Source organism: Pseudomonas sp. zfem004, from assembly GCF_032621715.1.
Lineage (GTDB): Bacteria > Pseudomonadota > Gammaproteobacteria > Pseudomonadales > Pseudomonadaceae > Aquipseudomonas > Aquipseudomonas sichuanensis.
The window spans coordinates 21,215-32,184 of the sequence record NZ_JAVYJF010000036.1 but is presented as its reverse complement, the minus strand read 5'-3'; the positions used below and the strand labels follow the sequence as shown (position 1 = coordinate 32,184).

Here is a 10,970-nt window from a genome sequence, read left to right as displayed (position 1 = left end):
AGCCGACGCTGATCATGCCCATCACCGCCAGCACCCGGGCCAGCATCACCTGCGGCAGCTGGCGCGAGAAGATCGACACGGCGAAGGTCCAGCCGCCGAGGATCAACGCCCACAGCAGCAGCGAGCCCTCGTGGGCGCCCCACACGGCGCTKAACTTGTAGTACCAGGGCAAGGCGCTGTTGGAGTTGCTGGCCACATAGGCGACCGAGAAGTTGTCGGTCATGAAGGCGTGGGTCAGGCAGGCGAAGGCAAAGGCGAGGAAGGCAAATTGCCCCCAGGCTGCCGGGCGCGCCAGGCTCATCCACAGGCTGTCGCCGCGCCAGGCGCCGAGCAACGGCACCGTGGCCTGCACGGCAGCGAAGCAGATCGCCAGGATCATCGCCAACTGGCCGAGTTCGGGGATCACCAGGGCCGCGTTCATGGCTTGGCCTCCGCCTGGCCGCTTTCTTTCAGGGCCTTGCTGACTTCCGGCGGCATGTATTTCTCGTCGTGCTTGGCCAGCACCTCGTCAGCCACCACCACGCCGTCGGCATTGAGCTTGCCCAGCGCGACGATGCCCTGCCCTTCGCGGAACAGGTCGGGGAGGATGCCGCGGTAGGTGATCGGCACGGACTTGGCGTAGTCGGTGACCACGAAGCGCACGTCCAGCGAGTCCGCCGAGCGCTGCACCGAGCCCTTCTCGACCATGCCGCCGGCGCGGATGCGGGTGTCCAGCGGCGCTTCGCCGTTGGCGATCTGGGTGGGGGTATAGAACAGGTTGATGTTCTGCTGCAGGGCACTCAGGGCAAAGCCCACGGCCACGCCGACACCGGCCAGCAGGCCGAGGATGATGAACAGGCGTTTCTTGCGCTGCGGATTCACGGTTTGCTCTCCCGGCGCAGACGGCGCGCCTCTTCTTGCAGGTAGCGACGGCGGGCCAGCAGGGGCGCGGCGACATTCAGCGCCAGCACCGCCAGACAGATGCCGTAGGCCGACCAGACGTACAGGCCATGGTGGCCCATGGCGAGGAAATCATTGAACGAGGCGAAGCTCATCGTGCTGCCTCCCGACCCAGGCTGTTCATGATCTCATCCTTGACCCAACTGGCGCGGGCTTCGCGCTTGAGCACTTCGAGGCGCATGCGCAGCAACAGCACCACGCCGAAGAAGCAGTAGAAACCCAGCGCCGTGAGCAGCAACGGCAGCCACATTTCCACCGGCATCGCCGGTTTTTCGGTGAGGGTGAAGGTGGCGCCCTGGTGCAGGGTGTTCCACCACTCCACCGAGTACTTGATGATCGGAATGTTGATCACGCCGACGATGGCCAGCACCGCGCAGGCCTTGGCCGCGCTGTCGCGGTTACTGATGGCCTGGCCCAGGGCGATGATGCCGAAGTACAGGAACAGCAGGATCAGCATCGAGGTCAGGCGCGCGTCCCACACCCACCAGCTGCCCCAGGTCGGCTTGCCCCAGATGGCGCCGGTGACCAGCGCCACGGCGGTCATCCAGGCGCCGATGGGCGCTGCGCATTGCAGGGCGACGTCGGCCAGTTTCATCTTCCACACCAGCCCCACCACCCCGGCCACCGCCAGCAGCACGTAGCAGGACTGCGCCAGCATCGCCGCCGGCACGTGGATATAGATGATGCGGAAACTATTGCCCTGCTGGTAGTCCTGGGGGGCGAAGGCCAGGCCCCAGGTGATGCCCACCACCAGCAGCAGGATGGCGGAAACGGTCAGCCACGGCAGCATGCGGCCGCTGATGGCATAGAACCATTTGGGGGAGCCCAGCTTGTGGAACCACGTCCAGCTTATTTTCATCAGGGTACATCCAGGGTGTTGGCCAGGCTGCAATGCCCGGAACTCGTTATTCGCCGACGCTGATCTTCAGGCCGGCGGCGATCGCAAAGGGTGCCAGTGTCACCGCCAGGGCCGTCAGGCTGGCGAGCCAGAGCAGGTGGCCGGTGGCGGGCATATTCTGCAACGCCGCCTGCAACGCACCACTGCCCAGGATCAATACAGGGATATACAACGGCAGAATCAGCAACGCCAGCAGCAAACCGCCGCGCTTGAGACCGACCGTCAGCGCCGCCCCCACCGCGCCCAGCAGGCTCAGTACCGGCGTGCCCAGCAACAGCGAAGCGAGCAGCACCGGCAGGCAACTGGCCGGCAGGCCGAGCATCAGCGCCAGCAGTGGCGCCAACAATACCAGCGCCAGGCCGGAAAAGATCCAGTGCGCCAGGACCTTGGCCAGCACAAGCAGCGCCAGTGGGTGCGGCGACAGCACCCACTGCTCCAGCGAGCCGTCCTCGAAGTCGCTGCGAAACAGCCCGTCCAGCGACAGCAACACCGCCAGCAACGCCGCGACCCAGACCAGTCCCGGCGACAAGGTTTGCAACAATTGTGTCTCGGGCCCCACCGCCAGTGGGAACAGCGCGACCACTATGGCAAAGAACACCAGCGGGTTTGCCAGTTCCGCCGGGCGGCGGAACAACAGGCGCGCTTCGCGGCGCAACAGCAAAAGGAATACGCTCATGCCGCCCATTGCCCCAAGTTCAGTTCACGGTAACCGGCAGGCTTTTGCGCCAAGGTGTGGTGGGTGGTCAGTACCACCGTGCCGCCCTGTTCGCAGTGCGCCGCCAGGTGCGCCTCGAGTTGGGCGACGCCCTGCTTGTCGAGGGCGGTGAACGGTTCGTCGAGAATCCACAGCGGCGGGCTGTCCAGGTACAACCGCGCCAGCGCCACGCGCCGTTGCTGGCCGGCTGACAGGGTGTGGCACGGCACATCCTCGAAACCGCGCAGGCCGACGGCCTCCAGCGCGCGCCAGATGGCTTCGCGGCCCGCCGGCTGGTGCAGCGCGCAGAGCCAGGCGAGGTTTTCTTCGGCGGTGAGCAAGTCCTTGATGCCGGCGGCGTGGCCGATCCAGATAAGGATGCTGGCCAGGGCGTGGCGCTGCTCGGCCAATGGCTGGCCGCCGAGCAGGATCTGCCCGGCGGTGGGCTGCATCAGCCCGGCCAGCAGGCGCAACAGGCTGGTCTTGCCGCTGCCGTTGGGGCCGGCGATCTGCAGCATGTCGCCGGGGCGCAGTTCGAAGTCCAGGTGCTCGAACAGCAGTCGCCAGTCGCGCTCGCAGGCCAGGCCTGCGGCTTGGAGGTGAAGGGTCACGGTTTCGCCTTATTCAGGTTGGGCTCATGATCTGCGCCGTGCGCTTCGCGGGTAAACCCGCTCCCACAAGGACCAACGCAATCCTTGTGGGAGCGGGTTTTCCCGCGAAGCAGACGACACCGGTCTCGAGCCCTGTGTCTCAAGTCGCCCCCTGCCCTGCCGTTATACTGGCAGGCGGGCGGCCGGCATTATTACACGCGCTGCCCAGCTGCCAAGAGGGCGGGTTCGACAGGTTGTATACAATCATGACTGAAATCAATAGTCTCGGCGCACAAACTGCGCCAAACCCCCAGGCGATCAGGGCCGCCATGACCGGCGAACTGCTGCGCCTGCTGCAATCGCAGCCCGGGCTGCTGGCACCGGGCGAGACGGCGCGCGCCGAAGTCATGTCGCTGCGCCAGGTCGGCCAGGACTTCCAGCTGCTGCTGCGCCTGACCCAGACCAACGGCAACCAGACCCAACTGCAGGCCAGCGCCAGCCAGCCACTGCCCCAGGGCAGCCTGATCACCGTCACCCAAACCGACAGCAACCGCCTGGCGGTGCTGGTGCAGCAGGTCAACGCCAACAACATCGCCACCCTCACCCGCCTCGACACCCGCCAGGTGCCGGTCGGCACCTTGCTGCAAGGCAAAGTGCTGACCAGCCAGGCCTTGCCGCAGCCCCCCGGCGAAGCGGCCAGTTTCCGTTCGCTGGTGAGCCTGCTCAACAGCAGCCAGGCCGGTGCCACCCTGACCATCGACAGCCCACGCCCTTTACCGGTCGGCAGCCTGCTCAGCGCCCTGGTGCAAGGCGACCAGTCGCTGCGTTTCGTGCCCTTGAGTGGCCGCCAGGATCAACTGGCGATCGCCCAGCACCTGGTCACCCAGCAAGGGCTGCAGGCGTCACTGCCGGGGCTGCTCAGCGGCCTGCAGCAGATCGCCCGCTCGCCGGACGCCGGTGTCGAACTGCGTGCCAGCGCTGAGCGCCTGCTGGCCAGCCTGCCGGACGCGCGGCAACTGGGCGACCCAAAGCAACTGGCCCAGGCGCTGAACAACAGCGGCGCGTTCCTGGAGACCAAGCTGCTCGGCGGGCTCGCCAGCGGCGTGGCACCCGACCTCAAGGCCCAGCTGGTGCGCCTGATCGCCCAGTTGCCGCCGCCAGCGGCCAGCCCGACACCCAGCCCGATGCTGACCAGCGCCTCCCTGGCCCAGGCACTGCCTGGTTTTGCCCGCAGCGCACTGGGTATGCTCGGCCAAGTCAGCCCACGCCCACAGGCGGGGCCCTTCCCGCTGCCCGTACGCCTGCTGCAGAAGCTGGAGCAAGAAGGCGATCTGCAGCAACTGCTGCGCCTGGCCGCCGGCGCCGTGTCGCGCCTGCAGAGCCACGCGCTGTCCAGCCTGCAGCAATCCGGTCAACTGGAAAACGGCAACCTGCAGACCACCTGGCAGACTGAAATCCCCATTCGCCACGGCCAGGAATTCATCCCCCTGCAGGTCAAGCTGCAACGCGAGGAAACCCCACAACAGCAAGCCGACCGGGAACGCGAACAGCACGAACAGCGTGATCCGATGGCCGCACTATGGCGCATCGAGCTGGCCTTCGACCTGGCCCCCCTTGGCCCTTTGCAAGTTCAGGCTCAACTGTCTCAAGGGCGCCTGTCGGGCCAGCTCTGGGCCGAGCAGGAGCGCACGGCACGGCTGATCGACAGCCAGCTCGGCGCCCTGCGCGAACGCCTGCTGGCCCGCGGCCTCGACGTCGGCGACCTGGAATGTCACCCTGGCACCCCGCCACAGGGCCCACGTACACGCCTGGAACAACGTTGGGTGGACGAGAACGCATGAAGCAGCAACCACCGCGCCAGGCCATTGCCCTGAGCTACGACGGCCAGCAGGCCCCTACCCTGAGTGCCAAGGGCGACGACGAACTGGCCGAAGCCATCCTCGCGCTGGCCCGCGAGCATGAAGTGCCGATCTACGAGAATGCCGAACTGGTACGCCTGCTGGCGCGCCTGGAACTGGGCGAGCAGATCCCCGAAGCGCTGTACCTGACCATCGCCGAGATCATCGCCTTTGCCTGGCAGCTGCGCGGCAAGGTGCCAGTGAACTTCGACGACACCCCACCAGGCGAGCGCGACATCACCCCGCCCGTGCTCGCCCTGCCCGATTCGCAACGGTAATTAAGTAGCGCCCCGCAACTGCCGGCACCTGCCACCTTTGCCGCCCCTCACAACGGCAAAGGTGATCCACCATGGATACTCCCATCGTCAACTCTGCGGGCGTGCAGTTCGTTCGCGACCATCTGGTCCAATTCCCCCGCCCCGACCATGCCGCGGCCGACGCCATCAGGGCCTGGGCCAGCGAGCGCGGTCTGCACCTGGATCCCAACCAGGTCGAGGTAGTGACCCTGCACTACCAGTCCGGCGCCGACTTCGGCTGGGACGGCAAGGTCATGCAGCGCCAAAGCTTGACCCAGGCCTTGCTGTCCAACTGGCAGGGCGAATCGAACAACAACCTGGTCGGCGGCCTGTTCGGCGCGCCTTGGGCGGGCCGCTTTCCCGGCCCCATCCGCCTGGTCGAAACCTTGCGCGAGCGTGAATGGCCCAGCAACGGCGCAGCCTACGAGGTCTTCAACGGGCTGTTCAGGCGCTCGCAACCCCAGGAATACAGCCACAAGACCCTGATCGATATCCCTGCCGAAGACTTCCAGCAATTCGTCTGGAACATGGATTTCCATACAGGCTACAAGGCGATGCTCGACACCTATTGGGCGAAGCATCTGCTCGACTACGGCAACTGCGCACGCATCAACTTCCTTGCGGCCTGCAACAAACAGGCGGCGCAAGGCAGCCTCAGCCGTGCCGGCGTGCACCTCGCCTGGCAGGCAGCCGGGGTGCTGGAGAAACCGGGCAGCGTGCAGACCAGGCCCTTGAACGTGTACGGTTATACCGCGACCGACCTGCTGTGCATCAAGGACCGAGCCAGCGGCCTGACCCTGCTGTATGTGCCGGGCAACGCCTCGCCGCTGCACGAGTTCGCCAGGGAGGAGTTGCTCAAGGACTGGTTCGCCCAGCAGTGCAAGGACCTCGACAAGCGTCAGGCATTGGTCCAGCATTTTGCCCGCGCAGATGCCCCAGACGGCCTCAGCTACAGTGGCCTGGCTACTGCGCTCGATGGCCTGGCGGCCTATCCCCACAGCAACACCCTCAACCCCGAGCGCCCCGGCTTCACCACCGAGGGGCATTGGCCGGCCCAGGACTACGTCAACTACAAGGTCCAGGCGTATAGCCCACTCATCGCGGGCGATTTGTTCCTGGCCTTGGCGCAACGCCACAAGCGGCGCAGCTATCAGGACGCCGACTACATCGTCACCGACCGCAGCGAAGTGCTCAAAGCGCGTTGGCGCGGCTACCTGGACTCGGCCATCGGCTACCTGGCGCCGCTGGCGCTAGTGGTCCCTGAGCTGGCGCCATTGTTCGCCCTGGGCGGTGTCGCCCAGTTCGGTCTCGGTCTGGACCAGGCCATCAACGGCAAGCACCAGCAGGAACAGGCCGCAGGTGTCGGCGAGGCCACGTTCGGCCTGCTCAACGCGGCGCCACTGGCCCACGCACTCGCCAACGAGACGCCGCTGCTGTTGCGTATGCGCGATGAACGCTTCGTCATGCCCAGCCGCGTCAACGGCCAGCTCGGCTACCCCATGGGGCCGGTCACACCGCCGCACTTTCCCGAGGCGCTCGCCGACTACTTCCACTTCCCCGAACCCGTGGCTGCGCTACCCGATGCGGATGAAGTCGTCAGCAGCCGGGTCAGCCGAATCCCGCGCTTCGACGGCACCCCAGACAGCCTGCTTGGCAAAGTCGAGGGCTATATCACTGAGCTGGTCTATGACCTGGAGTTTGATGCGTTCATCCGCGAGGACGAACTCAATCATGTCCACCCAACGTTCTATGTACCGGACCCGTCGGCCGAACAGCTCATCACGGCCGATGTCAGCTTACGCCCTGTCACACACGACATGCGCATGCGCTCCTTGCGCGCCATGGGCGTGAACCTGCGCCTGCCATTCGAGTATCCGCCCGTGGACGCCGGCATGGCATTGCCGATACCCAAGCAAGTCTCCAGCATCTGGGTGGGCGACAAACTGATCAGCCCCACCCTGCTTGGCAACCTTGGCAGCAACGCGCGACGCCTGATGGACAGCCAGTATGCCTACCGCCTGTTCCTGTCCAATGCCACGCCAAGCGTCTACGAGGAAAACCTGCGCCTGCTGGCCGAACATGCGCCGCACCTGCAAGTGCTGCCGCTTGAAGAGCAACCCTTCTATGCCAACTTCCAGCAGAGTCGCTATTTTGCCCAGTTCCAGGCGGCGATCGACGGCAACGGCGGCGTGGCCACCAACTTCTCCTCGGCTTCGGACGTCTTGCGCTACCCGCTGCTAAACCACGAGGGCGGCCTGTACATGGACGTGGACGATACCTTGCTCGAACCTGGCAAGGCGCCGCATCTGTTCAGGGGTGTTCCGGCAGGCGAGCCCGGCGAAGCCATTGATGACGTCGAGCTGCTCGCCCCGCAGGACGGCCTGGTGCTGTTCCCGCCGGTGTCCAACGAGCAGCTCGGCATGCATTGCCTTTACAACACCACGCCCATCGGCAGCCATCCGGGCAATCCGCTGCTGGAAGCGATTTCCGAGGAAATGCATGGCCGATACGCCGCGGACCCGGACTTCTACAACAGCCGGCCAGACCCACAGCAAGACCCGGAGGCGACCCATCGGTACGCCACCCGGCTCAACCGGCTGACCGGCCCCGCCATGCTCAACAGCGTGATCGATCGCCATCTTGCCCTGGCGGCAGCACTGCGCCAGGTCACCAACCTGTACGGCATGACTCGGGTGAACGCCGGGCGATTCGTCGATCTTGAGCGATATCGGCAGCTGCAACACCAGTGGCAACCACTGAACCGCGTCATCAGGATCGGCGGCAGCCACTCCTGGGCCACCACCTGAGCATCGCGTCAAGCAAACGGCAAGCAGCTGGGGCCGCTCTGCGGCCCCAGCGATCACTCGCCGCGGTGCAGCATGCTCATCAGTTGCGCTTCAGCCTGGGTCAGGCCGCAGGTCTGCGTCAGCTCCTCGACGCTCGCCCCCATCCCCACCAGCTTGGCCGCCTGGGTGAAGGTCACGCTGTTGGGGTCGCGTTGCTCCAGTTGCTGGAGCTTCTCGGGCAACGGCGCCACCACCGCGCGCAGTTCGTGAATGGCCTCACCCATGCGCACGGTGCCGTTCTGGTAGTCGTCCAGGCGCTTGGCCAGGTCCTTGATGCGCTGGTCACGCAGCGCATCGCCCTGGGCCTGCTGGGCGGCCAGCTCACGCTGGCGCTTGCTGTAATTGAGGAAGAACCACAGGCTCAGCGCCCACAGCAGCGCCAGGAGGATGACAGCAGCCTCGAAAATCAACTCAGATGCTCTCCAGCTCGGACCACTCTTCCTCGGTCATCATCTTGTCCAGCTCGACCAGGATCAGCAGCTCGCCGTTCTTGTTGCAGACGCCCTGGATGAACTTGGCCGACTCTTCGTTGCCGACATTCGGCGCGGTCTCGATTTCCGACTGACGCAGGTACACCACTTCAGCGACGCTGTCGACGAGGATGCCGACCACCTGCTTGTCCGCCTCGATGATGACGATGCGGGTATTGTCGGTGATGTCCGAAGGCATCAGGCCAAAGCGCTGGCGAGTATCGATCACCGTCACCACGTTGCCGCGCAGGTTGATGATGCCCAGCACGTAGCTGGGTGCGCCCGGCACCGGAGCGATCTCGGTGTAGCGCAGCACTTCCTGAACCTGCATGACGTTGATGCCGTAGGACTCATTGTCCAGACGGAAAGTAACCCACTGCAGGATCGGATCTTCGGAACCTTGTGCAGACGACTTCTTCATTCCCCTAGCCCTCTTAATCCGCCCTCGGCGGTGTGCTCTGTATAGCCGCGGCAGTAGCGGCGTTGATTCAGTTGTGTTTGGTGTTCATCTGCTTGACCGCGCCACTGGCGATCAGCTCGGCCAGCTCGGCGACGTCGAGCAACGCGCACATGTGTTCGATCACCGTGCCGGCCAGCCACGGACGCTGGCCGCGCTGGCTGCGCCACTTGATCTCGTTCGGGTCCAGGCGCAACGAACGGCTGACCTGGTGTACCGCCAGCCCCCATTCGTAGCCCTGCACCGAAATCACGTATTGCAGGCCCTGGCGGAAGTCCTCGCGGTAGCGGTCGGGCATGACCCAACGCGCGGTATCGAGGACTTTCAGGTTGCCCGCCTGGCAGCTGAGGATGCCGAGGAACCAGTCCGGCTGGCCGAACAGCGGCGTCAGCTCCTGGCCGGCCAGCGAGTAGATCGAGCCCAGGCATACCAACGGCACCGCCAGGGTAAGGCCGGCGACGTCGAATAGCAGGCATTCGAACGGCTCGGCCGCCCAGGCCGGGCGACCATCGGCCGTGGCCGGTGGCACAGGCGCGGCGGGTGCCGGCAGGTGCACCTCGACCAGGGGTGCGACCGGCTCGGCGGCCTGGACCTCGGTCAGCAGCGGGATACTGGCTTCGGCCAGCACCTGCTCCTCGACCACGCTGACCACGGGCTGGGCCGGCGGCAGGACGGTCGGCAGCACCTTGACCTGCGGCTCGGCAAAAGGCCGCGCTGCTGCGGCTGCCGGCTCGGCCCGGCGGCGGGCGTCAGCGGCCTGTTCTTCGCGAACAGCCGCCTCGAATTCGTCACTGGGTGCCTGGCTGGCCGGCTGCGCGGCTGGCGCAGGCTCCGGCAGCTCGAACGACTCGGTGGCTTCCTGCAGCAGGCCATCCAGGTACGACTGCAGGGCCATTTGCGGTTTGCTGGCGATATGCCGGGCTTGGTTCATCAGGCCACCTGCAGCGCGGAGCGGTAAGTGAGCAGGTGCTTGAGCAGCGCCCGGTAGGCAATGACGCCACGGCTCTTGCCGTCGAACTGCGAGGGCGTGACACCATTGCGGCTGGCATCGCGCAGGCGCGTGTCAACCGGGATATAGCCCTGCCAGACCTGCTCGCCATAGGTGTCGCGCAGCACTTTCAAGGTGCCCAGCGATGCCTGGGTGCGGCGGTCGAACAGGGTCGGGACGATCTGGTAGGGCAGTGCCTGTTTACGCGAACGGTTGACCATGGCCAGGGTCCCGACCATGCGTTCCAGGCCCTTGACCGCGAGGAACTCGGTCTGCACCGGGATCACCAGCTGCTGGCAGGCGGCCAGGGCATTGACCATCAGCACGCCGAGCAACGGCGGGCTGTCGATCAGGGCGAAGTCGAAGTCCTGCCACAGCTGCGCCAGACTCTTGGCGATCACCAGGCCCAGGCCACTCTGCCCCGGCGACTGGCGCTCCAGCACCGCCAGCGCGGTGCTCGACGGCAGCAGCGAGATACGCTCGTCGCTGGTGGGCAGCAGCAACTGGCCCGGCAGCCCTTCGGGCACCGTGCCTTTATGCAGGAACAGGTCGTAGCAGCTGTGCTCGAGCGCGTCGGGGTTGTGCCCGAAATAGCTGGTCATCGAGCCGTGCGGGTCGAGGTCGACAACGACCACGCGCTTGCCCGCCTCGGCCAACAGGCCGGCCAGGGCGATGGTGGTGGTGGTCTTGCCAACACCACCCTTTTGATTGGCTACTGCCCAGACTCTCATAGGACAAATTCTATCTCGTTGATTTGGCGCGAGACTCTGTAGGAGCGGGCTTGACCCGCGAACACCGGCAAAGCCGGTGCCACTACCGCGCAGCCTGTTTCGCGGGACAAGCCCGCTCCTACAGAGGCCGCGCAAGACCACTCACCTGTATGGCCATCAGCGT

General features: G+C 65.6%; 12 protein-coding genes and 1 pseudogene. 3 read left to right on the top strand and 10 right to left on the bottom strand.

Annotation, left to right across the window (positions count from 1 at the left end; genetic code table 11):
- The 6 genes and pseudogenes from RTH46_RS25295 to ccmA form a co-directional block, all read right to left on the bottom strand.
- Positions 1-406 (bottom strand): annotated as a pseudogene (locus RTH46_RS25295) (heme lyase NrfEFG subunit NrfE); the annotation flags it as partial.
- Between the two features lie 11 nt (positions 407-417).
- The gene (gene ccmE, locus RTH46_RS25290) at positions 418-861 is read right to left on the bottom strand and encodes a cytochrome c maturation protein CcmE (RefSeq protein ID WP_110995284.1); all 444 of its coding nucleotides are present in this window, start codon (positions 859-861) and stop codon (positions 418-420) included.
- Positions 858-1,034: a heme exporter protein CcmD gene (gene ccmD, locus RTH46_RS25285; protein WP_110995283.1), complete on the bottom strand. Its 177-nt coding sequence runs from the start codon at positions 1,032-1,034 to the stop codon at positions 858-860. The genes ccmE and ccmD overlap by 4 nt, the downstream gene beginning before the upstream one ends.
- Positions 1,031-1,798 (bottom strand): heme ABC transporter permease, encoded by a 768-nt coding sequence (locus RTH46_RS25280; RefSeq protein ID WP_316906889.1) that lies wholly within the window; start codon positions 1,796-1,798, stop codon positions 1,031-1,033. The genes ccmD and RTH46_RS25280 overlap by 4 nt, the downstream gene beginning before the upstream one ends.
- 46 nt (positions 1,799-1,844) lie before the next feature.
- The gene (gene ccmB, locus RTH46_RS25275; protein ID WP_110995309.1) at positions 1,845-2,513 is read right to left on the bottom strand and encodes a heme exporter protein CcmB; all 669 of its coding nucleotides are present in this window, start codon (positions 2,511-2,513) and stop codon (positions 1,845-1,847) included.
- Positions 2,510-3,142: a cytochrome c biogenesis heme-transporting ATPase CcmA gene (ccmA, locus tag RTH46_RS25270; RefSeq protein ID WP_153788584.1), complete on the bottom strand. Its 633-nt coding sequence runs from the start codon at positions 3,140-3,142 to the stop codon at positions 2,510-2,512. Before ccmA ends, ccmB begins: the two co-directional genes overlap by 4 nt.
- Positions 3,143-3,387: 245 nt before the next feature.
- Between ccmA and RTH46_RS25265 the strand changes: the two genes are divergently transcribed.
- The 3 genes from RTH46_RS25265 (at position 3,388) to RTH46_RS25255 (ending at position 8,122) form a co-directional block, all read left to right on the top strand.
- Positions 3,388-4,962, top strand: a complete 1,575-nt coding sequence (locus RTH46_RS25265) for a flagellar hook-length control protein FliK (RefSeq protein ID WP_316906888.1) — start codon at positions 3,388-3,390, stop codon at positions 4,960-4,962.
- Positions 4,959-5,297 carry an EscU/YscU/HrcU family type III secretion system export apparatus switch protein gene (locus RTH46_RS25260; RefSeq protein ID WP_153788582.1) on the top strand — a complete coding sequence of 113 codons (339 nt, stop codon included), beginning with the start codon at positions 4,959-4,961 and terminating at the stop codon, positions 5,295-5,297. The genes RTH46_RS25265 and RTH46_RS25260 overlap by 4 nt, the downstream gene beginning before the upstream one ends.
- 71 nt (positions 5,298-5,368) lie before the next feature.
- On the top strand, positions 5,369-8,122 hold the full coding sequence (locus RTH46_RS25255) for a dermonecrotic toxin domain-containing protein (RefSeq protein ID WP_316906887.1): 2,754 nt from the start codon (positions 5,369-5,371) through the stop codon (positions 8,120-8,122).
- A gap of 53 nt (positions 8,123-8,175) precedes the next feature.
- On the opposite strand, the gene RTH46_RS25250 is transcribed toward RTH46_RS25255, so the two are convergent.
- The 4 genes from RTH46_RS25250 to RTH46_RS25235 all read right to left on the bottom strand — a co-directional run bounded on the left by RTH46_RS25250 (position 8,176) and on the right by RTH46_RS25235 (position 10,807).
- The gene (locus tag RTH46_RS25250) at positions 8,176-8,571 is read right to left on the bottom strand and encodes a DUF2802 domain-containing protein (RefSeq protein WP_153788580.1); all 396 of its coding nucleotides are present in this window, start codon (positions 8,569-8,571) and stop codon (positions 8,176-8,178) included.
- A gap of 1 nt (position 8,572) precedes the next feature.
- Positions 8,573-9,052: a chemotaxis protein CheW gene (locus tag RTH46_RS25245; protein WP_110995276.1), complete on the bottom strand. Its 480-nt coding sequence runs from the start codon at positions 9,050-9,052 to the stop codon at positions 8,573-8,575.
- Positions 9,053-9,119: 67 nt separating this feature from the next.
- A complete protein-coding gene (locus RTH46_RS25240) occupies positions 9,120-10,019 on the bottom strand; it encodes a CheW domain-containing protein (protein WP_153788579.1) in 900 nt (299 codons plus the stop codon).
- On the bottom strand, positions 10,019-10,807 hold the full coding sequence (locus RTH46_RS25235) for a ParA family protein (RefSeq protein ID WP_110995274.1): 789 nt from the start codon (positions 10,805-10,807) through the stop codon (positions 10,019-10,021). The genes RTH46_RS25240 and RTH46_RS25235 overlap by 1 nt, the downstream gene beginning before the upstream one ends.
- Between the last annotated feature and the right edge of the window lie 163 nt (positions 10,808-10,970).